Origin of the sequence: Mesorhizobium sp. AR10 (assembly GCF_024746795.1) — a bacterium.
In the GTDB taxonomy this organism is placed as follows: Bacteria; Pseudomonadota; Alphaproteobacteria; order Rhizobiales; family Rhizobiaceae; genus Mesorhizobium.
Window position 1 is genome coordinate 3,907,891 of record NZ_CP080524.1, and the last position, 22,645, is coordinate 3,930,535.

Here is a 22,645-nt window from a genome sequence, read left to right on the forward strand (position 1 = left end):
AGTCAAGAGTTTTAGGGGAGCTAGGGGGCTCGACAGCCGTTCAAGGGAAACCTTGGACGGCTTCTTTTTTGATTCGCGGCCGATGATTCGCCGGATGGGCGATTCGCGGCCAGGGCGCGTTGCGCTTTGAAGGGGATTCACACGACGCGCTTTGACTCGTTGTGTTTCATGAATGCCGGCCTGAAACTGCTGCGCACTTTTCGGCGACATGAACCATTGGCAAGGAGGATCTTTGCTCGCCGGGGTGCGGGCAATGGTCCGATCATCGGCAACGCGTCTTCCCTGGCCTAACCGCCGCTGATCGCCGTTAGGATAAAAACCTCGGAGCCGGGCGCGAGCCTGGTTTCCAGGGTTGCCTTCTCGCCATCGACGAAGACGTTCATATGGCGGCGGATCGCAGGGCGGGAATCGCACATGCGGTCGCGCATTCCGGGCCAGAGCGCGTCCAGCCCGTCGATCATTTCCCTCACTGTCGAGGCCGGCAGTTCGACCCGGCGCGGCGCGCCGGGAAACAGGTCGACGAGCACGCCCGGGAGCCGGGCGACAACAAGGGACACGCTGCTGGCGGTGTCGTTCGGCATTTGCTCTACCCGCTCACCACCATTGTCTCGACGGACAGGATCATTGGCAGATGCCGAGCGATCTCCGACCAGTTTTCGCCTTCGTTGGCACTGGCGAAGAGCGAGCCGCCGCTGGTGCCGAAATAGACGCCGGCCGGCTCGAGGCTATCGGTCGCCATGGCTTGCCGCAACACGCCGGCATAGCAGTTCTCCTGCGGCAGGCCCTCGCGCTCGTCCAACCAGGTGGCGCCCGCATCCTCCGTCTTCCAGACAGCCGCTTTCGCGTTAGGCACGTAGCGGCCGGCACTGTCGCCGTTGAGCGGCAGGAGGAAGAGGGTGTCGGCGTCGCGCGGATGCGTGGCCGCAGGAAAACCGAAGGTCGAGGGAAGGCCGTTCTCGATGCTCTGCCAGTTCTTGCCGCCGTCGTCGGAGCGGTACATGCCGCAATGGTTCTGCTGGTAGAGCCGATCGGGCTTGCTGGGCGCCATCACCAGGCAGTGCACGCACTGGCCGAACTCTGGATAGTTTTGTCCTGCGGGCAGGAAGTCTGCGCGGGTGCCGCGGTTGCGCGGTTCCCATGTCTTGCCGCCGTCCCAGGTGTAGAACACGCCTGCGGACGAAATGCCCACCCAGATCTGCTCCTCGTCTCTGGGGTGCGTGACGATGGAATGGAGGATGAGGCCGGCGCCGCCCGGGTTCCAGTCCTTACGGCTGGGGTGGTTCTGCAAGCCCTCGATGTGGCCCCAGGTGGCGCCGCCGTCGTCGGAGCGAAAAAGGCCGGCCGGCTGCACGCCGGCATAGAGGCAGCCGTTGCGCCTGGCGAGGCTCCACACCGCCTTGATCGGTTCTTCGCCAGCTTCATAGGCCAAGCCTTCACTGGAATGCGTCCAGGTCTCGCCAAGGTCGTTCGACTTCCAGACCGCCGGACCGAACCATTCGTTGCCGCCGGCACCGTAGATCGCGCCGGTCGCGGCGTCCCCTACGACGTGGTTCATCGGCCAATGCTCGCAGAACGGACCGCGCAGCTTCCACGACCCGCGCTTCCCATCGCTCTCGGCGATGAAGGCGCCTTTTTTCGTGCCGATGAGGACCAGGACTTTTTCTGGCATTTTCTCCTCCCGATTGCATGCCTTTCATCAAGGACGACGGAGCGTGGGCCTGGCCGACAGGGGTCAGAAATTTTTTTGCAGTCTAAACCCGTCGAAGCCAAGATGAGAAGATATGCCGCCTCCATGCCATCGGGGACAACGCGATCTCTGCAGTCATCACCTGACGCCGCGTTGGAGCGTGCCATGCGAGCTGTCAGGGGATGCAGGGCAGTTTCAACCGAAGCATCCTTGCTCTAAAGCTCGCGGGACGAATCCCTGGACGAATGCGAATGAGCGAACCGGTAAGCCCCTCCGAGACCGAACCGATGGATGAAACGCCGGAGCCGCGCCGCGAACCGGTGTTCAACCTGCCGCCTGTGGTGCTGGCGGTGATCGGCATTTGCGTGGTCGTCCACCTGATCCGGTATTATGGGCTCACCGACGAGCAGGATTTTTCCTTGCTGATCCGGGCAGCCTTCATTCCGATCCGCTATTCCGGCCGCTTCGACATCGATTTCTACGCATTTTCGAGCCCGTTCACCTATGCCTTCCTGCATGGCGGTTTCGCGCATCTCGCCATCAACATGGTGTGGCTCGCGGCTTTCGGCTCACCGCTGGCGAACCGCTTCGGCACGCTTTGGTTTTCGCTGTTCTTCGCGGCCACGGGTTTGGCGGCGGTGGTGCTGTTCTGGGCCGTGCACCCGCTTGGCGAGGCGCCGCTGGTTGGTGCGTCCGGCGCGATTTCCGGCATGATGGGAGCGGCGGCGCGCTTTGGCTTCCGCATCGACCGCTCATCCGGCAAGGCCGCCTTTGCCGGCGCGCCACTGCCGATAGCGGCGGTGTTGCGCTCGCGCGGCGTCATGACCTTTCTGGCTGTCTGGATGGTGATCAACCTCGTCACCGGCCTTGTCGGCTTCGCACCCGGGGTCGAAAGCCAGATCGCCTGGGAAGCCCATATTGGCGGCTTTGTCGCCGGCTTCTTCGGACTGCGCGCTTTCGATCGGCGACCGCAGGAGGTCCACGAGCACGAGCAGTGACCACCGCACTTGAAATGCAACGGATCACGGCGCACGATGTTCACCAGAACGTGAAAGCCGGTCAGGGCAGGAACCGGCGCGCAACTGAGGAGGACGCCATGACTGTTAAGGCAATTCTCGAGAAAAAAGGCCATGACGTGATGACGCTCGGGCCAAACGAAAAGCTGAGCGAGGCCATTCGCATCCTGACAGATCACAAGATCGGTGCGCTGGTCATCACCAATGGCGATCACAAGATCGTCGGCATTCTTTCCGAGCGCGACATCGTGCGGGTCCTCGCGAAGGAAGGAGCGGCCGCGCTGAACATTGCTGTGCGTTCGGCGATGACGCCGAAAGTGAAGATCTGCAACGAAAACCACACCGTCAACGAGGTCATGGAAATCATGACCAAAGGTCGCTTCCGCCATTTGCCGGTGGAAAAGGACGGTCTGCTCGACGGCATCATCTCCATTGGCGATGTGGTCAAGCGCCGCATCGAGGATGTCGAGCGCGAGGCCGACGAGATTAGAGCCTACATAGCCACGGCATAGGTTCAGCAAGAGAAACCGCCGACCGGGATGCCGGCCGGCGGGATTTGCCTCATCTATTGTCGAGTTCGGAGCGGACGAGTTCGAGTCCGCGCCGGGTGCGGTAGGGGCCGCCACTCGACGAGGAAACCGCCTTCTTCCGCTTCAGTTTTCGAAACAGGTCGAGATCGACACCCGGATAATGCCAGCCGTCGCGGGTCAGGCATTTGACGGAGGCGATCCGCTTTTTCTGGTTCTTTTCGATTTCGATGCGCCCGCCCTGCGCAAGCAGGTGCAGGATGCGCTGTTCAGTGCGCGAAATATCCATATGTGTGAGTTCCGGGAAAACACAAAAAGCCGCCGCCGCGATGCTTCGCGGCACGGGGTTCAGGTTTTTCTGCCCTGCCTCGCTACGAGGTCAGGGCCTTACCGGGACTGAGCGTAAGTGGACATCCACTCTCCATTGGGATGGGCGTCCTATAGGCGAAAGTGGCTGAAAAGGCCAGCCTGCGGCTTTGCGCTTGTCTCGCGAAGCTGTTTGCACTAGCGAAGGCCAACACCCAAATTCGCGAAAATCGCAATATTCGCGAGCTAGAACCGTAGGCCACCATGACCCTCATCGATACCCGCACGCCCGACGCCAAACGCCTGATCCCAGGCGCCACCGGCGACTGGGAGATCATCATCGGCCTCGAGGTGCACGCGCAGGTGACCTCTGAGGCAAAGCTGTTCTCCGGCGCTTCGACTGCTTTCGGTGCTGCGCCAAACGCCAATGTCAGCCTGGTCGATGCGGCGATGCCGGGCATGTTGCCGGTCATCAACGAGGAATGCGTCAAGCAGGCGATCCGCACCGGCCTTGGGCTGAAGGCCGAAATCAATCACAAGTCTGTCTTCGACCGGAAAAACTACTTTTATCCGGATCTGCCGCAGGGCTACCAGATCTCGCAGTTCAAGCAGCCGATCGTCGGCGAGGGCACGGTGATCGTTTCTGTTGGCCCCGATCGCCAGGGCGAATTCGAGGACATCGAGGTCGGCATCGAGCGGCTGCATCTGGAGCAGGATGCCGGCAAGTCGATGCACGACCAGCATCCGACCATGTCCTATGTCGATCTCAACCGCTCTGGCGTGGCGCTGATGGAGATCGTCTCCAAGCCCGACATGCGTTCGGCCGATGAAGCCAAGGCCTATGTGACCAAGCTGCGCACCATCGTGCGCTATCTCGGCACCTGCGACGGCAACATGGATGAAGGCTCGATGCGCGCCGACGTCAACGTCTCGGTGCGCAAGCCTGGTGGCGAATTCGGTACGCGTTGCGAGATCAAGAACGTCAACTCGATCCGCTTCATCGGCCAGGCGATCGAATACGAGGCGCGTCGGCAGATCGCCATTCTGGAGGATGGCGGCAAGATCGACCAGGAAACGCGGCTGTTCGATGCCGTAAAGGGCGAGACGCGCTCGATGCGCTCCAAGGAAGAGGCGCATGACTACCGTTATTTCCCCGACCCGGACCTTCTGCCGCTGGAATTCGACCAGGCCTATGTCGATGCGCTGGCGAAAGACCTGCCCGAGCTTCCGGATGACAAGAAGGCGCGGCTGATCTCCTCGCTCGGCCTGTCGACATACGACGCCTCGATCCTGGTCTCGGAAAAGCCGATCGCCGACTATTTCGAGAAGGTGGCCGCCGGACGCGACGGCAAGCTTGCCGCCAACTGGGTCATCAACGATCTGCTTGGTCAGCTGAACAAGGCCGGCAAGGATATTGAAAATGCTCCGGTTTCGCCCGATCAGCTGGGTGCAGTCATCGACCTGATCAGGGAAGGAACCATCTCCGGCAAGATCGCCAAGGACCTGTTCGAGATCGTCTGGAACGAGGGCGGTGATCCGCGCCAGCTGGTTGAAAGCCGGGGCATGAAGCAGGTCACCGACAGCGGCGCCATCGAAAAGGCGGTCGACGAGGTCATCGCCGCCAACCCGGACAAGGTGGAGCAGGCGCGCGCCAAGCCGACCATGGCCGGCTGGTTCGTCGGCCAGGTGATGAAGGCGACCGGCGGCAAGGCCAATCCGCAGGCGGTAAACGATCTCGTCAAGGCGAAGCTCGGCATCGTGGATCAATGAGTGGAGGTCCGCAATCGCGGAACCAGGCCGGCCTCTCGTCGGCCCTGCTGATCGTTGGTGCAGTGCTGCTTTTCATGGGCACGCTTCTGCACCCGATGCATGAGGACCCGAATGACGCGCTTGCCGCCTTCGGTGAATATGCCGCCGACCCCAATTGGCTGTTCAGTCACATGGCCCAGCTTGCCGGCGTTTCGGCGATGGTCGCCGGCATGCTGCTGATCATTGGCCGTCTGTCCCAAGGTCCGGCACGCGGCGCTGCCCTGCTGACAATCGTCTTCGGCGCGGCGTCGCTGGCGGCTGCTTCTGCCTTGCAGGCGGTCGACGGCATCGCGCTAAAAGCCATGGTCGATGCCTGGGCGGCGGCAGAAGAGGCCGCGAAGCCATCCCTGTTCAACGCAGCCCTTGCGGTGCGCCAGATCGAAGTCGGCTTTGCCGCGGTGAGCGCCATGCTGCTCGGCCTGACTGTCCTGCTCGCCTGCGTCGCATTGCATCAGGCCAGGCGCTGTCCAGTGTGGTTGTCGTTGCTCGGTGGTGCCGGCGCTGTTGGCGTCTTGATTGGCGGCTTCGCCACGGCGGCAACCGGTTTTTCCGGCGCCGCCATGGCGGCCAACATGCCGGGCAGCCTGGTGCTCCTGATCTGGGTCGTGCTGCTTGCGGTAATCGATTTCAAACGCAAGCCCGTCGAAGCTTAGGCGAGAAAACCGATGTTCGTCCGCACCGCTGGGGAACGCGACCTTGTTGCCATCCGGGCGCTGCTGGTCGAAACGTGGCACGCGACCTACGACAGCATCTATGGAGCCGGCAGGGTCACCGAGATCACCGATGAGTGGCATTCGATCGCCTCGCTCAAAGCGCGGCTGACACGGCCGAACTCCGAATTCCTGGTGGCCGATGACGGCAAGCGCATCGGCGGCATGGCCTTCGCCGCTGCCACAACGGATGCGAAGATCGTCGTGTTGAACCAGCTCTACGTGCATCCGGCCTGCCAGCGGCAAGGGATCGGTCAGGCGCTGCTGGAAGAGGTCGAGGCCAGTTTTCCGGAGGCACGAACGTTGCGCCTGGAGGTGGAAGAAGCAAACGCAACAGCCATCGCCTTCTACCGCGCGAAAGGATTTCTGCCCGCCGGCAACACCGCCGATTGCGGCGGCGGTTCAGGGCTGCCGGCGCTGATCTTCGAGAAGGCTATCGGATAGAGCCTGATCCATCCCGATGGAATCGGGATGGGGCTCTAGCTTCTTGCTTGACCATGATCTTATTCGAAAACCGGTTCCCACTTTTCGGGATCATGGTCTAGGCGCGGGGAATCTCCACATTGTCGATCAGCCTGGTCTTGCCTAGCCAGGCGGCGGCGAGCAGGCGACCGTCATGGTTTCGCCGCCACGGGCCAAGCGTCAGGCTTTCGCGTGCCGCGACATAGTTGACGATATTGAAGCCGGCGCTGAGCAGAGCTTGACTGGCTTCGCCGGTGGCGCTGCTTTCGTCGGCGCCGGCCACAAGTGCCGCCGCCGTCCTGCGCAAGATCGCGTTGAGCTGTCGGGCGATTTCGAGCTCGGTTGCGGTGAGATAGGCGTTGCGCGACGACATGGCGAGGCCATGCGCGTCGCGCACAGTCGGCGCGCCGATGATTTCCACCGGAAGGTCGAGGTCGCGGCAAAGCTGTCTGACGACGCACAGCTGCTGGTAGTCCTTTTCGCCGAAGATCGCCTGGTCGGGAGACGCTTGCAGAAAGAGCTTTGCGACGACCGTGGCGACGCCGTCGAAGAAGGTCGGCCTGAAATCCGATTCGAGCCCGGACGAGGGGCCGCCGACCGAAATTTTCGTGGCAAAGCCCGCTCGGTACATCTCTGAGACATCAGGAGTGAAGGCAAGATGCGCGCCGGCCTGCGCCAGCCGGTCGAGATCGTGAGCAAGCTGGCGCGGGTATTTGTCGAGGTCTTCGGTCGGCGCGAACTGGGTCGGATTGACGAAGATCGAGACGACGCAGCGATCGGCCCTTTCGAGCGCGATCCTGACCAACGAGATATGGCCGTCATGCAGTGCGCCCATGGTCGGCACCATGGCAACGCTCAGGCCTTCGCGCCGCCAGTCACGGATTTGCGCGCGAAGGCCGGCAACGCTGTCGACGACGATCGGCCGGCTCATGCCTTGTCCTTGCTGGCTGAGAAGACGTGACCCGGACCGGGAAATGTCCGGCTTCGAACCTCGGCCGCATATCGCGCTGCCGCATCCGAGATCACGCTGCGCAGATCGGCATATTCCTTGACGAATTTCGGCACCCGGTCGACGGTCAGGCCAACCATGTCGTCGATGACGAGGATCTGGCCGTCGCAGTCGCCGCTGGCGCCGATGCCGATGGTTGGGATGGACATGTGCCGGGTAAGGTCGGCGGCGACGGTCTCGACGGTGCCTTCGATGACCACCGAAAACGCGCCGGCTTTCTCGACGGCGTCGGCGTCGCGAAACAGGGCCGCCACATTCTCCTGCGTGCGGCCCTTGATCCGGTAGCCGCCGTCCTTCTCCACCGATTGCGGCAGCAAGCCGATATGTCCCATTACCGGAATGCCGGCCGCGGCGATGGCCGCGATCTGCCCGGCCATGTCGACGCCGCCCTCCACCTTGACGGCCTGGCAGCCGGTTTCATCGACGATCCGTCGTGCCGAGGCAACGGCTTGCGCCGCCGAGTCCTCATAGCTGCCCGCCGGCATGTCGACCACCACGCAGGCTTTGGCTGAACCGCGCATCACGGCTTGCCCATGGGCAATCATCATCTCCAGCGAGGCTCCGAGCGTGGTCTTGTGGCCATGCAGGACCATGGCGACGCTGTCACCGACCAGCAGCAGATCGACGTGGTCGTCGAGCAGGCGGGCGACAGGGTAGGTATAGGCGGTAAGGCAGACGATCGGCACGCCGCCCTTGCGACGACGAATGGTCTCGGCGCTTAGCCGGGTGTCGGCGGCGGACACGTCTGGGGCCAATCTTCACCTCCCTCAGCCGGCAATCGGCCGGATACCCGAACCGGGCGCGCAGAGCTTTAGGAAGACGAAGGAGGATTGGCAAGCGTGACGTTTGTGGCTTCGCTAGACGACCTAGTGCCGCAACCGCGCCAAAACTCTTGCCTTCGCGATAGGCTGACGCCATAAGCAGGAAACGGGCGCCGCTGCTTGCCGCCGCGAGGATCTGGATGAAAACTTTCCTTCTGCAGTTTTTCACCTGGTGGAACAGCCAGACGCTGGGAACGCGCTTGCACACTTGGCGCCATGGCAAGCAGGTCGGGCAGGACGAAACCGGCAACATCTACTACGAGGGCGGTGTCGATTCGGAAGGCCGTACCCGCCGCTGGGTCATCTACCGCAATTACTCGGAAGCCTCGGCGATCCCACCCGGCTGGCACGGCTGGATACATCACCGTGTCGATACAGCACCCCCGAGCGAGGACTACAAGCCGCGGGAATGGCAGAAGCCACATGAGCCGAACCTCACAGGAAGTGCTGCTGCCTACCGGCCGAAGGGTTCGGTGCTGACCAACCAGCACCGCCCGCAGGTGACGGGCGACTACGACGCCTGGACGCCCGGCTCTTGACCGGCCGCCGGTCTTTTGTCGCCACAATTGGCGTTTAGCTGCTTGCTGATATGAAAGCGGCGACTAGCCTTGGCGATTGAGAGAATCACCCGGGCACAAACCACCGGTACCCTTGCATGAGCATTTTCAGCCGAATCTCGATGGGCGGACTGACGCTGGCGGCAGTCGCTTGCACGGCGGCGTTTGCCGGTGCGCAGACGCCGGCAGCGCCGGCAGCGCCCGCAGTGTCCGATCGCATCACCAACCCGGTCGCCGAATTCGCCGGCATCGACAAGATCACCGGCCGCATCATCACCTTCGATGTCTATATCGACGAGACGGTGCAGTTCGGCGCTTTGCAGGTGACGCCGCGCATCTGTTATTCCCAGCCGGAAACGGAAGAGCCGAAGACCGATTCCTTTGTCGAGGTCGATGAGATCACGCTGGATCGCAAGATCCGCCGCATCTTCACCGGCTGGATGTTTGCCGAAAGCCCAGGCCTCAACGCCGTCGAGCACGCCGTCTATGACGTCTGGCTGAAGGGCTGCAAGCAGAAGTCGGACGTGCCGGCACCCGCAGCTCCCAAAACCAATTAGGCGGCTGCGCTTTCAAGCTGAGGGCAGCCGCAGTTCCGCAAGCGGCCAACACCGACACCACCCACACGAACTGATCCTCCGGAACCGCGAGGCTGGCCACACGTTGGTGAAGGCGAGCGCGCATTGATGCGCCGGAGGATTTTCCGATGTCAGACAGCAAGCGGATCACTGCCAGCAAGAATGACCTGCTCGAACTCGAGAGGGGCTTCTGGACGGGCGACAGGGCCTACTATGAGGCCAATGTCGACACCGAATGCCTCGTCGCGTTCCCGAAGATGGCGCAAGCCATGGACAATGCCGATCTGGCCAAGACCGCGACCAAGCCCAATCGCTGGCGCGATCTGAAAATCGACCTCAAAGGCATTATCGAGCCGGGCAGCGACATAATCATGCTGACATACGAGGCCCATGCCACAAGGGAGAATGGCGAACCCTATGCGGCGCTGGTCAGCACCGGCTATGTCCATCGCGTCAATGGCTGGAAGATGATGTTCCATGCGCAGACGCCGATCGAGACCGCTGCGAAAAGCTGACAGGACGGACCGTCATGGAAAAAAGACGGCTTCACCCTTCAGCGCATCGGCCAGAACCTTTTCGTATTTGCCGCGCGGCACGTCGACCGCGCCGAAGCGTTTCAAGTGCTCTGTCGTGAACTGGGTATCAAGCAGGGCGAAGCCGCGTTCCTTCAACCGTTCGACCAGATACACAAGGCAGGTTTTCGAAGCATCCGTCTCCTTGGCGAACATGCTTTCGCCGAAGAACACCCGCCCCAGCGACACGCCATAGAGGCCGCCGACCAGCCGATCCTCGCGCCACGCTTCGACCGAATGGCAGTGACCCAGCCGATACAGTTGCACATAGGCTTCGCGGATCGGCGCGTTGATCCAGGTCGACCGGCGCTCCTCGCGCCGTTCGGCGCAGCCATCGATCGTTGCCTCGAAATCGAAGTCGACACGGATGTCGAATGGGTTTCTCCGAATCGTCTTCTTCAGGCTCTTCGGCGTGTGAAAACCGTCGAGCGGAATGATGCCGCGCGTCTCCGGCCGCACCCAGAACACTTCGGGATCGGTGGCACTTTCGGCCATCGGGAAGACGCCCGAGGCATAGGCCTTGAGCAAAAGGTCGGTCGGGATGCGATAGCCGGGCGCGTAGGGACGGGTCATCGCGGCATCATAGCTATGATTTCAGGACCTATTCCTCTTTGGCCAGATACTTTTCCAGCCAATGAATGTCGTAGTCGCCATTGGCGATATCGGCATTGCCGACCAGGTCGCGGAACAGCGGCAGCGTCGTCTTGATGCCGTCGACGACGAACTCGTCGAGCGCACGCCGCAACCGCATCATGCACTCGACGCGGTTGCGGCCGTGCACGATCAGCTTGCCGATCAGGCTGTCATAGTAGGGCGGGATCTTGTAGCCGGAATAGACACCGGAATCGACGCGGATGCCGAGGCCGCCCGGCGTGTGGAAATGGGTGATCGTGCCGGGCGACGGCGTGAAGGTGCGCGGATCCTCGGCATTGATGCGGCATTCGATGGCGTGGCCGTTGAACTTGATGTCCTCCTGCCTCACCGAGAGGCCGCCGCCCGAGGCGACGCGGATCTGCTCGTGGACGAGATCGATGCCGGTGATCGCCTCCGTCACCGGATGCTCGACCTGCAGGCGGGTGTTCATCTCGATGAAATAGAACTCGCCGTTCTCGTAAAGGAATTCGATGGTGCCGGCGCCGGAATAGCCAAGGTCGGCGATCGCCTTGGCACAGGTGCCGCCGATGCGGGCGCGCTCTTCGGCGTTGAGCGCCGGCGAGGGCGCCTCTTCCCAGACCTTCTGGTGGCGGCGCTGCAGCGAGCAGTCGCGCTCGCCGAAATGCACGCCGCGGCCAGCGCCGTCGCCGAACACCTGCACTTCGATGTGGCGCGGTTTTTCGAGGTATTTTTCGATATAGACGGCATCGTCGCCGAAGGCGGCACCGGCTTCCGAGCGTGCCGTCTGCAGTGCGACTTCAAGGTCAGCCTCGCTATGCGCCACCTTCATGCCGCGCCCGCCGCCGCCGGCCGACGCCTTGATGATGACGGGATAGCCGATCTCGGCAGCGATGCGCTTGGCTTCCTTTTCCTCGGTGACCGCGCCGTCGGAGCCCGGCACCACCGGAATGCCAAGGCGCTTTGCGGTGCGCTTGGCCTCGATCTTGTCGCCCATGATGCGGATATGGTCGCCGGACGGACCGATGAAGGTGATGTTGTGCGCGGCCAGGATGTCGGCGAATTTGGCATTCTCCGACAGGAAGCCGTAGCCCGGATGCACCGCGTCGGCGCCGGTGATCTCGCAAGCGGCGACGATCTGATGGATGTTGAGATAGCTGTCACGAGACGGCGGCGGGCCGATGCATACGCTCTCGTCGGCGAGCCGCACATGCATGGCGTCGGCGTCGGCGGTCGAATGCACGACCACCGTCTGGATGCCGAGCTCCTTGCAGGCGCGCAGCACTCTCAGAGCGATTTCGCCGCGATTGGCGATGAGGATTTTCTGAAACATTCCTGGTCTACTCGATCACGACGAGCGGCATGCCGTATTCGACCGGCTGGCCGTCCTCGAACAGGATCGCCGTCACCGTGCCGCCGCGGGGCGAAGGAATCTGGTTCATCGTCTTCATCGCCTCGATGATCAGCAGCGTCTGGCCTTCCTTGACCTGCTGTCCGATCTCGATGAAAGCCTTGGCGTCGGGCGACGGTGCCAGATAGGCGGTGCCGACCATGGGCGAGGCCACCGCGTTCTTCGAGACGTCGACCACTGCCGGCACGGCAGCAGTGGGCTGCGCTGCTGCCGGTGCATAGTTGGGCTGGGGTGCTGCGATCGCGTGGACGGCCGGCGCCTGTCGCGATACGCGTACCTTCAGGTCACCCAGCTCGACCTCGATCTCGGTGAGGTTGGTGTCGTTCAGTATGCCCGCCAGATCGCGGATAAGCTGCTGGTCAACACCGGTCTTCTTTATCGACATTTTCGAGCCTTCTGTTTGTTGGCCGGTCACAGGCGTGCTGCCAGCGCCTGCAGCGCGAGCGTGTAGCCAAGCGGCCCGAACCCGCAGATCATGCCGACAGCGACCGGCGCGACCATGGAGACGTGGCGGAATGGTTCCCGCGCATGGATGTTGGAAAGATGAACTTCGGCGACGGGCAGCGGCGCAATGGCGCGAATGGCGTCGTGAATGGCGATCGAGGTGTGGCTGTAGGCGCCCGGATTGATGACGATGCCGGCGGCTTTATCGGCGGCTTCCTGGATCCAGTCGACGAGATCGCCCTCATGGTTCGACTGGCGGAAATCGATCTCGAGCCCAAGTGCCGCACCCGCCTGCTTGCAGTCGTCGGCGATCGCGGCAAGCGTCTTGCCGCCATAGATGCCCGGCTCGCGCTTGCCGAGCGCGTTAAGGTTGGGACCGTTCAAGACGAAAACCGTTTTCAAAAATGCCGACCTTTCCCGGCGCCGACATCAAGCCGGCGCACTGGGCCCCTCTATAATGGGCATAGACGCCTGCGAAAAGAGCGCAAGTGCGTTCTTTCGCTGTCCACAACAGGCGGAAAATCGCCCGCGGCCAACCAGCTGTTGCTTCAGAGTGCAGCTTTCGCCGCCTCGATCTTTTCCGCCAGCACTTCCTGCCCGAGCGCCCCGAACACCACCTCGTTGCCGACCACATAGGACGGCGTTCCGGTAATGGCCAACTTGTTGGCAAGGTCATAGGTCTTGGCGAGGGCCTCGTTGATTGTCGGGTCCTTCATCTTCTCGCGCAGCGCCGCTTCGTCGGCACCGAGCGACAGCGCGACCTTCATGGCCGACGCCTCGGTAGCGCGGCCCTGGCCGATGAGCAGGGCCTTGTGGAACTCACCGTACTTTTCCGGCATCATCAGGTGGAAAGCCATCGAGACGACGCTCGCCTTCTGCGATTCCGGGCCGAGGATCGGGAATTCCTTGAGCACGAAGCGCAGGTCGGGGTCGGCTTTCGTCAGCGCCTGCATGTCCTCCATGGCGCGTTTGCAGAAGCCACAATTGTAGTCATAGAACTCGACAATGGTGACCTTGCCGTCCGGATTGCCGACGACGCCGTCGAAGGCGGAGTTGAAGATCTCCTCCTTGGCTTTGGTGATGACGCCGAGGCTGGCGATGCGCTGCTCTTCCTTCTGCTTGGCCTCGAGCGCATCCTGCACCTCGAGCAGCACTTCGGGATTCTTCAGCAGATAATCGCGGATGATGCCTTCGACTTCGGCGCGGTCGATCTTGGTGTCGGAGGACGTCGCCTGGGCGATTTGCGCCGTATCGGCCTTGGCCGTTTGCGCATTTCCGGAGGCGAATCCGAAAGCCAGCATGGCAAGAGCGACTGCTACCCCTGTCGTGCCCAGCAACACTGCCTTGTTCATCATCCCTGATCCTCTGCCTGTTCCGGTCCACTGTAGTCGCCGCACGCGGCCGGAAGGTTCATTTGATTTTGCCGGATGGCCTGTAGTTTATGATATCCTGAGCGCGAAGCCAGCCCGGCTCGCCGCGCTTCAATTTCTGCTGCGCGCGCATGGCGAAAATCTTCGCGTTCCTGTAGTCGCCGGAATAGAAATGGCCCTCGGCAGTCGCCAGATCGGCCGCCGCAATATTGCCGAGTTCGCCATAGGCCTGCGCCAGATAGCGATACCCGGCGGTGTTTTCCTTGTCGCGTCCAAGACCGTTGTTGATCTGCACCACCGCCTTCTTCAGCGATTCGGGCGTGCCGACGGCCATCAGCGCCTGGCCATAGGAGACGGGCAGCAGCCCCGATCTTGCCGGGTCGAGGCTGGCCGCCTTGGCATAGGCTTCCGCGGCATCCTTCGGCTTGTTCGCCTTCATCAGGATGTCGCCGCGCAATTCCTGGATATAGGGATTTTTCGGCTGTTCCTTGATCAGCGCATTGGTCTTGGCGAGCGCGGTGCCCAGATTGCCATAGAGATAGGCCATCTGCGCCTCGCCATATCGCGAAGCGAGGCTGCCTGGATTCTTGCGCATCAGCCGCACCGCGGCGGCCTGGCCTCCCATATAGGCGGCGATCTTGATGCGCATCATGTCATGCCGCACCTGCAGCGCCGGCGGATCGACCTTGCCGACATAGGGGCTCTGCTTCACCAGCACTTCGAGATTGGCGATACGCTCCTGCGGCATTGGATGGCTGATCCGGTAGGGATCGACTTGCGCGCCCGACAGTGACAGCGCGCTCTGGAAGCGGGCAAACGTCTTCAGCATACCCATACCGGACTGGCCGGTGGCGTTGAGATAGGTGATCGCCGAACGGTCGGCGGTCGTCTCTTCGGTGCGCTGATAGGCCAGGATGCTGCGCTGTGCCATCTCACCGCCGCCAGCCGCGACGCCCATGCCGGCGCCGGCAAGGCCGCGGCTGTTGGTGGTGGCACCGGCAACGATGGCACCGGCGCCAAGCAGCGAGGCGATGATCGCCATCGTCTTGGCGCGCTCGAGTTGCTCGCGCAGTTTCTGCTGGTGGCCGCCGGCGATATGGCCGGCCTCATGGGCAATGACGCCGATGACCTCGTTGGGCGTTTCCGCCATCATCAGCGCGCCGGTGTTGATGAACATGCGGCGCCCGGTGACGAAGGCGTTGAAGCTCTGGTCGTTGACCAGAACGATGTCGATGCCATCGCCTGCCAGGCCCGCAGCCTTGAAGATCGGCCGCGCATAGTCGCGCACGAGCGCCTCGATCTCGGCATCGCGCACGATCGGCACGTTTTGCGCAAAGGCCTCGACCGAGCCGGCCACCGCGACCATTGTCGCAAGCGAAAGCGTCGCGAAGACGCGCGCTGCCCTGGCAATCGTTGATCTGGGTCGGCTCAGCATGAGGTCCACTGGTAAACGAGCGGGCCAACGATGAAAAGAGTCGGCACCGGAAACTTCCTGAACTTGTGATCCTCACATCAATCGGGCATTTGTGCGGCGCGGCCACTAGGGCTGGCATGCTTAGCCACCAGGGAACGAGGTCAAATGGTTGTTTCGCTTTCGCGCCGTGGCGAGGTCGAGCCGTTCCACGCCATGGACATTCTGGCCGAGGCCAACCGGCTGAAAGCCACAGGCGTGCCCGTCGTTTCCATGGCGGTCGGCCAGCCGTCCGACCCGGCGCCGATCGGGGTCAGAGAAGCCGCAGCGAATGCGCTCAAGATCGGCCGCATCGGTTATACGGATGCGTTGGGCCTGGCGGGCCTGCGCAAGGCGATCGCCGAGCACTATGGCGAGCATTACGGGATCGATGTTCCGCCCAACCGGATTGCCGTGACCACGGGATCGTCCGCCGCCTTCAACCTGGCCTTCCTGGCGATGTTCGATCCTGGCGACCGCGTCGCCATTGCTGCGCCCGGCTATCCGGCCTATCGCAACATCATGGCCGCGCTCGGCATCGAGATCGTCGAGATCGAGCTCGATGGCGACGCCTATCTCCATGCCGAGCACCTGAAAACCGCGCACCGCGAAAAGCCGCTGAAGGGCGTGCTGTTCGCCAGCCCGGCCAATCCGACCGGCGCGGTCATACCCGCCGACGAGTTGTCGGCGCTGGTGAAGACGGCCGAGGAGCTCGGCATTGCGGTGATCTCCGACGAGATCTACCACCGGCTTGCCTACGCCGCGCCGGACACGACGGCGCTTGCCTATGGCGCCGGCGTGACGGTGATCAATTCCTTTTCCAAATACTACTGCATGACCGGCTGGCGCATCGGCTGGATGGTGCTGCCGGAACAACTGGTGCGGCCGGTCGAGCGCATCGCCCAGAGCCTCTACATCTCCCCGCCGGAACTGTCCCAGATCGCGGCGATCGAGGCGTTCAAGGCAACAGTGGAACTGGAGGCGGTCAAGTCGCGCTACGCCTGGAATCGCGAGCTTTTGATGAAACGCCTGCCGGAGCTCGGCTTTGCGCTTGCCGCACCCATGGACGGCGCCTTCTATGCCTTCTGCGATGTCACCAGGCATACCAACGACAGCATGGCCTTCGCGCGCAGGATGCTGGCCGAGGCACATGTGGCGGCGACGCCCGGCCGCGACTTCGATCCCCTGGCCGGCCACCGCACCATGCGCTTTTCCTATGCCGGCAGCCACGAAGACATGGTCGAGGCAATGGCGCGCATCGAGCGCTGGCTGAAGTAGCGAGGACGAGAATGCCGGAACTCGAACAGGCCTTAGGCGAAGTCGCCACCGAGATGGCGGAGCGTACGGACCGCGGCGATGTCGCCACCTACATTCCGCAACTCGGCAAAGTCGATCCGAAGAAATTCGGCATTGCCGCCGTGACCAATGACGGTCGGGTGCTCATGGCCGGCGACGCCGATGAGCCGTTTTCGATCCAGAGCATTTCGAAGGTGTTCACGTTGACGCTAGCGCTCGGCAATGTCGGCGACGCGCTGTGGCAGCGTGTCGGGCGCGAGCCCTCGGGCAACCCGTTCAACTCGATCGTCCAGCTCGAGCATGAGAACGGCATTCCGCGCAATCCGTTCATCAATGCCGGCGCCATCGTCGTTTCCGACATTTTGCTCGCCGGCCATCAGCCGCGCGAGGCGATCGGCGAGATACTGCGCTTCATCCAATTCCTGGCCGATGACGAGACTGTTATCATCGACCGCGAAGTCGCCGCTTCCGAGCGCGCCACCGGCTTTCGTAACTTCGCACTTGCCAACTACATGAAATCCTTCGGTAATCTCCATCATCCACCGGAGCTGGCGCTTGGCGTCTATTTTCACCACTGCGCCATCGCCATGAGCTGCCGGCAACTGGCATTGGCGGGGCGCTTCCTTGCCAATGGCGGCAAGAACCCGGCGACCGGGCACTCTGTCGTGTCGGCCGAGCGGGCCCGCCGCATCGGCGCGATGATGCTGACTTGCGGCCATTATGACGGGTCCGGCGATTTTGCCTTCCGCGTCGGCATTCCGGGCAAGAGCGGCGTTGGTGGCGGCATATTGGGCATCGTGCCGGGCGTCGCCTCGCTTGCTGTGTGGTCGCCCGGCCTCAACGCCAACGGCAATTCCAAGCTGGGCTCGATCGCGCTGGAAAAACTGGCGCGGATGATGAACTGGTCGATCTTCGCGCCATGAGCGCCGATATAGTGAAAATCCCGCGTCGTCCTGACGACAGCGCGGGATTATTTATTGGTAGGTAATCAATCCAGGCGGCTGAAAAGCCTAGAAAAAACCCTTCCGCTGCCACCAGCCAGCCCGCTTCGGTTTTTCCTCGGTCTTTGCCGCGTCGGCGACGGTTGAGGAAACCACCGGCACGACCGGAGCATCGACCACCGCAGGCTTGCGGCGCGACGGACGGGTCTTTGGCGCAACTTCTGCAGCCGGTTCCTCGGCAGCGACGGAGGCTTCCGGCACAACTTCGGCCGCCGGTGCCTCGGCGACGACATCCGCCGCAGCCTTCTTCGGCTTGGCTGCGCGACGCGGCTTCTTCGGCTTCTCGGCGCTCGGCGTGTCGTCGTTCGCCGGAGCAAGGGCCACAGGCTCTTCGACCGGCGTTTCGGCGACAGGCTCGCTGGCGACTGGCTCGCTTTGCGAGGCGTCGCCCAGCGGCGCGTCAGCCGCCTCGGCTATGCTTGCATCGGCCTCGCCTTCGCCGTCTTCGCGGCGATTGCGCTTACCGCCGCGCTTGCCGCGCCGGCGTTTCTTGCCTTGGCCGTCGTCCGACGCTTCCACCGTTTCGACAACGCCGACCGATGCCTCGTCGTCAGGTTCCGCGTCGTCATGGCTTGCCGTCTCAGACACGCCATCGGCTGGCGCCGAGACCGAAGCCCCTTCTGCAGGGGCGCCATGCTCGCGATCGCGATCCTTGCCGCCGCGCCGTCTGCGGCGCTTCCGGCGCTTGCGATCGCGGCCTTCGCCGTCCTCGCCGGATCGTGGCTGCTGCTGTGGCTGTTGCGCCTGGCGTGGTTGCTCCGCCGCCTGTGCCGGAGCCTCGTCGTCTTCTTCCACGACGACAATCGCATCCTCAGGCTCTTCCGGCTCGACATAGGCCGGGAAGCTGCGCGCCTCGACAAAGCCTTCCGGCTTTTCGGCCAGCGCGCCGCGGAAGATCGCATAATGCTGCGCCCCGACCGTATCGTCGGCCTCGATGGTGATCGTCAGACCGAAGCGGCTTTCGAGTTCCACCAGCGTGCCGCGCTTGTGGTTGAGCACGTAGAGTGCGGTCGCCGCCGGCGTCCGCACCGTGATGTGGCTGCGCGAATCCTTGAGCAGGAATTCCTCGATCGCTCGCACAACCATCAGCGCGACCGATGAATCGGAACGCACATGGCCGGTGCCGCCGCAATGCGGGCACGGCTTCATCGTCGATTCCAGAACACTGGCGCGGATGCGCTGGCGCGACATCTCCATCAGGCCGAAATGCGAGATGCGGCCGACCTGGATGCGGGCGCGGTCGTTCTTGAGGTGATCCTTCAGCCGCTTCTCGACGGAGCGGTTGTTGCGGTTCTCCTCCATGTCGATGAAGTCGATGACGATCAGGCCGGCGAGATCGCGCAGCCTCAATTGGCGCGCGACTTCCTCGGCCGCTTCAAGATTGGTGTGAAGCGCGGTGTCCTCGATCGAGTGCTCCTTGGTGGAGCGGCCCGAATTGACGTCGATGGCGACCAGCGCTTCGGTCTGGTTGATGATGATGTAGCCGCCGCTCTTCAGCGTCACTTGCGGCTGCAGCATGCGATCGAGCTGCGCCTCGATGCCGTTGCGCACGAAGATCGGCGTCGTGTCGCGGAACGGCTGGACCACCTTGGCGTGGCTCGGCATCAGCATGCGCATGAAGTCCTTGGCCTCGCGATAGCCTTCCTCGCCGGAGACCAGGATCTCGTCGATGTCCTTGTTGTAGAGATCGCGCACCGAGCGCTTGATCAGGCTGCCTTCCTCGTAGACGAGGGCAGGGGCCGTGGACTCCAGCGTCAGATTGCGGACGTTTTCCCAAAGCCGCATCAGATATTCGTAGTCGCGCTTGATCTCGGCCTTGGTGCGGCTTTCGCCGGCGGTGCGCAGGATGACGCCCATGCCTTGCGGCACTTCGAGATCGGCGACGACCTCCTTGAGGCGCTTGCGGTCGACAGCGCTTGTGATCTTGCGCGAGATGCCGCCGCCACGCGCCGTGTTCGGCATCAGCACCGAATAGCGGCCGGCAAGCGACAGATAGGTGGTAAGTGCCGCACCCTTGTTGCCGCGCTCTTCCTTGACGACCTGCACCAGGAGAATCTGGCGCCGCTTGATGACTTCCTGGATCTTGTACTGGCGGCGAACCGGCTTGCGGCGGTTGCGAACTTCTTCCAGCGCATCCTCGGCGCCAACCGATTCGACTTCGTGATCGTCGGGATGCGAGGATTGCACCTCTTCCAGCATGCCGCGGTCATTGTCGGTGGACGTGGCTTCGCCACTTGGGTCGCTGGAGGTGGCTTCGCCGCTCGGCTCTGCTTGCATGACGGCTTCGGAAATCACATCCGCTTCGACGCTTGCCGCGATTGACGTGGGGCCGCCTTCGGAAGGTTCGGTATCGCCGTGGTCGGCGGCTTCCTCGTGCACCACTGTCTCTGACGAGGTATCGGCATTTTCAGAGGCAGTGGGGGCGTCCTCGGCGACGGCGTCACCGCCTGTGTCGCTATTTTCGCCGCTGTCATCAGAATCGGCAGCACCCGCATCGCGCTTGTGTTCGCCGCGCTCGCGGCTCTTGCCGCCGCGCCGGCGGCCGCGCCGGCCGCGATCGCGGTTCTGCCGGTCCTCGCCATCGCCATCCTCGTCCTCTTCGTCCTGGGCTTCCTGCGCTTCAGCGCGCAGCAGGGCCTGACGATCGGCGACCGGGATCTGGTAATAGTCGGGGTGTATTTCACTGAAGGCGAGGAAACCGTGACGGTTGCCGCCATACTCGACAAAGGCTGCCTGAAGGGAAGGTTCGACGCGCGTTACGCGGGCGAGGTAGATGTTTCCTTTGAGCTGCTTCTTGTCCTGGGATTCAAAGTCGAATTCTTCAATACGGTTACCGCGAACGACGACAACGCGTGTTTCCTCCGGGTGGGAGGCGTCTATCAGCATCTTGTTGGGCATTATTTCGTTTCCCCCCGGCAGCCACTAGCTGCAGCTTGCGAGGCAAAGCCTGCCGCTGCGAGCATTTATGATTGTAGGTGCCGGACAATTGAACGTCCGCTGGCCGCCGCTTGAGCGCCATGGCGGTGCCGCCCGCAGCCACAATGGCGCGGTTTGATGCGGACCTTTCCATGATTGCGCTTGAAGCCATCGTCACCAGCAGAACCTTTTGAACCAAAGCCCGGTAAAAACCGGACCAGCTTGTTTGCTCGTACAGAGCCGGCGCGGGACAAACCCGGCCGTTTTCCTCACGCAGGCGATTCCCCCGCCACGGGCGCACACCTGCGAAATTCGTCGCGATCACCTGAACCCTTTTCGCTTGAAGCGAAAGGAGCCGCCTTTCATCTGACCTGTAGCAGGAAGCTGCGGGAGAAGCGGTTCCAGGATTGCAGTGATCCACCATCGCTTTTATGATTTGACGGGGTGGAAGGCAACCCCGATTTCGGATGCCGGCAAAAAGCAGTGCCGTAGCGGAAGCACAGGCCTCTATCGCTACATGAAAAGGCTTGGTTAACCTTCTCTGGATACCAATCGTTAATCGAGTTCGCGGCGTAACCGGCACTTCGACAAAACCACCCGGCGCATGGCGCCAAACCGGGAGCGACTGGAGAGAGATGGGACTGGCAGGCACCACAGACAAGGGTCGTTGGGCCGGAGGTCATTTCTTCCGTGCTGGCTGTACCCTTTTCCTGCTGGCGATTTGCCTGGCTCTCTCGCCGGTTTCCCGTGCTGCCGACGCACCGCTCAACGTAACCGGCTACAAGATGGCGGGCGACGCCACCAAGCTGCGCATCGTCATGAATTTCGACCGTGAGCCTGATATCAAATGGTTCCTCTTGCGCGGCCCTAATCGTCTGGTCATCGACCTGCCACGCACGAAGTTCGCCATCAATGCCAAGGATCTGAAGGCGCGAGGCCTGGTCAAGGGGGTGCGTTACGGCGATCTCGGCGAAAGCGCCTCACGGCTGATCCTCACCGGCAAGGGACCATTCGCGGTCGACAAGCTCGACGTGCTCAAGAATGATGACGGCAACGGCTACCGCATCGCCATCGACATGTCGGCGGCATCCGAACGGGAATTCGACGCTGCGCTTGCCGATCAGACGCTGACCACCGGTTCGACGGTCTCCACCGACAAGGGCGGCAGGGTCGGCACCGGACCGATCTCCAATCCAGGCCATCGCTTCACGGTCGTCCTCGATCCCGGCCACGGCGGCATCGACGGCGGCGCCGAGGGTCTCAACGGCACGATCGAAAAGAACGTCACGCTCGCCTTTGCCAACGAACTGCGCGATAAACTCGCTGCGGTCGGCAAATACGATGTCTTCCTGACGCGGGAGACGGACGAGTTCCTGCGGTTGGACGATCGCGTGCGCATTGCCCGCCAGCACGAAGCCGACCTGCTCATCTCGATCCACGCCGACACGATCAGCGTCAAGGGCATTCGTGGTGCCACCGTCTACACCGTCTCCGACAAGGCATCCGACCCTCAAGCACAGGCGCTTGCCGACCGTGAGAACCTTTCCGACCAATTCGCCGGCATGGTGATCAAGGACGACAACAAGGAAGTGACCGACATCCTGATCGACCTGATTCGCCGCGAGACCCACAACTTCTCGATGAGTTTTGCGCACACGCTGGTCGGCCAGCTTTCGACCAGCGTCGGCCTTATCAACAATCCGCAACGCTCGGCCGGCTTCAAGGTGCTGAAGGCGCCTGATGTGCCGTCCGTGCTGGTCGAACTCGGTTATCTCTCCAATGCCAAGGATGAAGCCCAACTGCTCAACGCCGACTGGCGCGGCAAGGCTGCCCAGAGCATAACCAACGCTGTGGCGCTGTTTGCCTCGGCCAGGAGCGGGCCGGGAACCGGAGGTTGACATGGTTGCCGCCGCCCACAACCTGAGGCAGCGTTGCACGACGACCACAAGGCGTATTTATTTGCGGCATTGGAAGCCGAAAACCCGCGCTGCCGTATTTTGTCCACATGGTGGCGACATGGCTTTTCGATTACGGATTGGGACCGTCTCGAAAGCTTGCGCGAAAGGCGGCTTCGTTTAGGAAATTCCCGAACCA

General features: G+C 62.6%; 23 protein-coding genes. 11 read left to right on the plus strand and 12 right to left on the minus strand.

All coding sequences use genetic code 11. The features are described from left to right. Positions 1-287 precede the first annotated feature (287 nt). Entirely contained in the window at positions 288-581 is a 294-nt protein-coding gene (locus tag LHFGNBLO_RS22390; RefSeq protein ID WP_258601524.1) for a MoaD/ThiS family protein, read from the minus strand. 5 nt (positions 582-586) lie between these two features. Then, on the minus strand, positions 587-1,669 hold the full coding sequence (locus LHFGNBLO_RS22395) for a WD40/YVTN/BNR-like repeat-containing protein (protein WP_258601525.1): 1,083 nt from the start codon (positions 1,667-1,669) through the stop codon (positions 587-589). 269 nt (positions 1,670-1,938) lie between these two features. On the opposite strand from LHFGNBLO_RS22395, the gene LHFGNBLO_RS22400 reads away from it, so the two are divergent. Both LHFGNBLO_RS22400 and LHFGNBLO_RS22405 read left to right on the plus strand, forming a co-directional pair. After that, positions 1,939-2,685: a rhomboid family intramembrane serine protease gene (locus tag LHFGNBLO_RS22400; protein WP_258601526.1), complete on the plus strand. Its 747-nt coding sequence runs from the start codon at positions 1,939-1,941 to the stop codon at positions 2,683-2,685. A 98-nt stretch (positions 2,686-2,783) separates the two neighbouring features. Then, positions 2,784-3,215 (plus strand): CBS domain-containing protein, encoded by a 432-nt coding sequence (locus LHFGNBLO_RS22405; protein WP_258601527.1) that lies wholly within the window; start codon positions 2,784-2,786, stop codon positions 3,213-3,215. A gap of 49 nt (positions 3,216-3,264) precedes the next feature. Here LHFGNBLO_RS22405 and LHFGNBLO_RS22410 read toward each other — a convergent pair whose 3' ends face one another. Beyond that, complete coding sequence (locus LHFGNBLO_RS22410) at positions 3,265-3,519, minus strand: YjhX family toxin (protein WP_258601528.1); 255 nt, start codon at positions 3,517-3,519, stop codon at positions 3,265-3,267. A gap of 281 nt (positions 3,520-3,800) precedes the next feature. Between LHFGNBLO_RS22410 and gatB the strand changes: the two genes are divergently transcribed. Genes gatB through LHFGNBLO_RS22425 form a run of 3 tightly spaced genes read left to right on the plus strand, consistent with a single transcriptional unit; the run spans position 3,801 to position 6,499 of the window. Next, positions 3,801-5,306 carry an Asp-tRNA(Asn)/Glu-tRNA(Gln) amidotransferase subunit GatB gene (gene gatB, locus LHFGNBLO_RS22415; protein WP_258601529.1) on the plus strand — a complete coding sequence of 502 codons (1,506 nt, stop codon included), beginning with the start codon at positions 3,801-3,803 and terminating at the stop codon, positions 5,304-5,306. Beyond that, the gene (locus tag LHFGNBLO_RS22420) at positions 5,303-5,998 is read left to right on the plus strand and encodes a DUF4386 family protein (protein ID WP_258601530.1); all 696 of its coding nucleotides are present in this window, start codon (positions 5,303-5,305) and stop codon (positions 5,996-5,998) included. The genes gatB and LHFGNBLO_RS22420 overlap by 4 nt, the downstream gene beginning before the upstream one ends. A gap of 12 nt (positions 5,999-6,010) precedes the next feature. Beyond that, complete coding sequence (locus tag LHFGNBLO_RS22425; RefSeq protein ID WP_258601531.1) at positions 6,011-6,499, plus strand: GNAT family N-acetyltransferase; 489 nt, start codon at positions 6,011-6,013, stop codon at positions 6,497-6,499. Between the two features lie 97 nt (positions 6,500-6,596). On the opposite strand, the gene panC is transcribed toward LHFGNBLO_RS22425, so the two are convergent. Next, positions 6,597-7,448 (minus strand): pantoate--beta-alanine ligase, encoded by an 852-nt coding sequence (gene panC, locus LHFGNBLO_RS22430; RefSeq protein WP_258601532.1) that lies wholly within the window; start codon positions 7,446-7,448, stop codon positions 6,597-6,599. Beyond that, the gene (gene panB, locus LHFGNBLO_RS22435; protein WP_258601533.1) at positions 7,445-8,281 is read right to left on the minus strand and encodes a 3-methyl-2-oxobutanoate hydroxymethyltransferase; all 837 of its coding nucleotides are present in this window, start codon (positions 8,279-8,281) and stop codon (positions 7,445-7,447) included. The genes panC and panB overlap by 4 nt, the downstream gene beginning before the upstream one ends. Positions 8,282-8,487: 206 nt before the next feature. Between panB and LHFGNBLO_RS22440 the strand changes: the two genes are divergently transcribed. From LHFGNBLO_RS22440 to LHFGNBLO_RS22450, 3 genes are all read left to right on the plus strand, one after another. Further along, positions 8,488-8,886: an NADH:ubiquinone oxidoreductase subunit NDUFA12 gene (locus tag LHFGNBLO_RS22440; RefSeq protein ID WP_258601534.1), complete on the plus strand. Its 399-nt coding sequence runs from the start codon at positions 8,488-8,490 to the stop codon at positions 8,884-8,886. A gap of 116 nt (positions 8,887-9,002) precedes the next feature. Then, the gene (locus LHFGNBLO_RS22445) at positions 9,003-9,461 is read left to right on the plus strand and encodes a DUF2155 domain-containing protein (protein ID WP_258601535.1); all 459 of its coding nucleotides are present in this window, start codon (positions 9,003-9,005) and stop codon (positions 9,459-9,461) included. 146 nt (positions 9,462-9,607) lie between these two features. Further along, on the plus strand, positions 9,608-9,994 hold the full coding sequence (locus LHFGNBLO_RS22450) for a hypothetical protein (protein WP_258601536.1): 387 nt from the start codon (positions 9,608-9,610) through the stop codon (positions 9,992-9,994). 12 nt (positions 9,995-10,006) lie between these two features. Here LHFGNBLO_RS22450 and aat read toward each other — a convergent pair whose 3' ends face one another. The 6 genes from aat to LHFGNBLO_RS22480 all read right to left on the minus strand — a co-directional run bounded on the left by aat (position 10,007) and on the right by LHFGNBLO_RS22480 (position 15,323). Then, the gene (aat, locus tag LHFGNBLO_RS22455) at positions 10,007-10,624 is read right to left on the minus strand and encodes a leucyl/phenylalanyl-tRNA--protein transferase (protein ID WP_258601537.1); all 618 of its coding nucleotides are present in this window, start codon (positions 10,622-10,624) and stop codon (positions 10,007-10,009) included. A 28-nt stretch (positions 10,625-10,652) separates the two neighbouring features. Next, positions 10,653-11,996 (minus strand): acetyl-CoA carboxylase biotin carboxylase subunit, encoded by a 1,344-nt coding sequence (gene accC, locus LHFGNBLO_RS22460; RefSeq protein WP_258601538.1) that lies wholly within the window; start codon positions 11,994-11,996, stop codon positions 10,653-10,655. 7 nt (positions 11,997-12,003) lie between these two features. Continuing rightward, a complete protein-coding gene (gene accB, locus LHFGNBLO_RS22465) occupies positions 12,004-12,459 on the minus strand; it encodes an acetyl-CoA carboxylase biotin carboxyl carrier protein (protein WP_258601539.1) in 456 nt (151 codons plus the stop codon). 26 nt (positions 12,460-12,485) lie between these two features. Next, positions 12,486-12,920, minus strand: coding sequence for a type II 3-dehydroquinate dehydratase (gene aroQ / locus LHFGNBLO_RS22470; protein WP_258601540.1), 435 nt, complete (start codon positions 12,918-12,920; stop codon positions 12,486-12,488). Positions 12,921-13,066: 146 nt separating this feature from the next. After that, entirely contained in the window at positions 13,067-13,870 is an 804-nt protein-coding gene (locus LHFGNBLO_RS22475; protein ID WP_258609849.1) for a DsbA family protein, read from the minus strand. Positions 13,871-13,928: 58 nt separating this feature from the next. Further along, a complete protein-coding gene (locus LHFGNBLO_RS22480) occupies positions 13,929-15,323 on the minus strand; it encodes a M48 family metalloprotease (protein ID WP_258601541.1) in 1,395 nt (464 codons plus the stop codon). Positions 15,324-15,467: 144 nt separating this feature from the next. Between LHFGNBLO_RS22480 and LHFGNBLO_RS22485 the strand changes: the two genes are divergently transcribed. Further along, on the plus strand, positions 15,468-16,616 hold the full coding sequence (locus LHFGNBLO_RS22485; RefSeq protein ID WP_258601542.1) for a pyridoxal phosphate-dependent aminotransferase: 1,149 nt from the start codon (positions 15,468-15,470) through the stop codon (positions 16,614-16,616). Positions 16,617-16,627: 11 nt separating this feature from the next. Then, positions 16,628-17,557, plus strand: coding sequence for a glutaminase (locus LHFGNBLO_RS22490; RefSeq protein WP_258601543.1), 930 nt, complete (start codon positions 16,628-16,630; stop codon positions 17,555-17,557). Positions 17,558-17,644: 87 nt separating this feature from the next. On the opposite strand, the gene LHFGNBLO_RS22495 is transcribed toward LHFGNBLO_RS22490, so the two are convergent. After that, positions 17,645-20,533 carry a ribonuclease E/G gene (locus LHFGNBLO_RS22495; protein WP_258601544.1) on the minus strand — a complete coding sequence of 963 codons (2,889 nt, stop codon included), beginning with the start codon at positions 20,531-20,533 and terminating at the stop codon, positions 17,645-17,647. Positions 20,534-21,186: 653 nt separating this feature from the next. On the opposite strand from LHFGNBLO_RS22495, the gene LHFGNBLO_RS22500 reads away from it, so the two are divergent. Further along, on the plus strand, positions 21,187-22,449 hold the full coding sequence (locus LHFGNBLO_RS22500; RefSeq protein ID WP_258601545.1) for an N-acetylmuramoyl-L-alanine amidase: 1,263 nt from the start codon (positions 21,187-21,189) through the stop codon (positions 22,447-22,449). Positions 22,450-22,645: the final 196 nt, after the last annotated feature.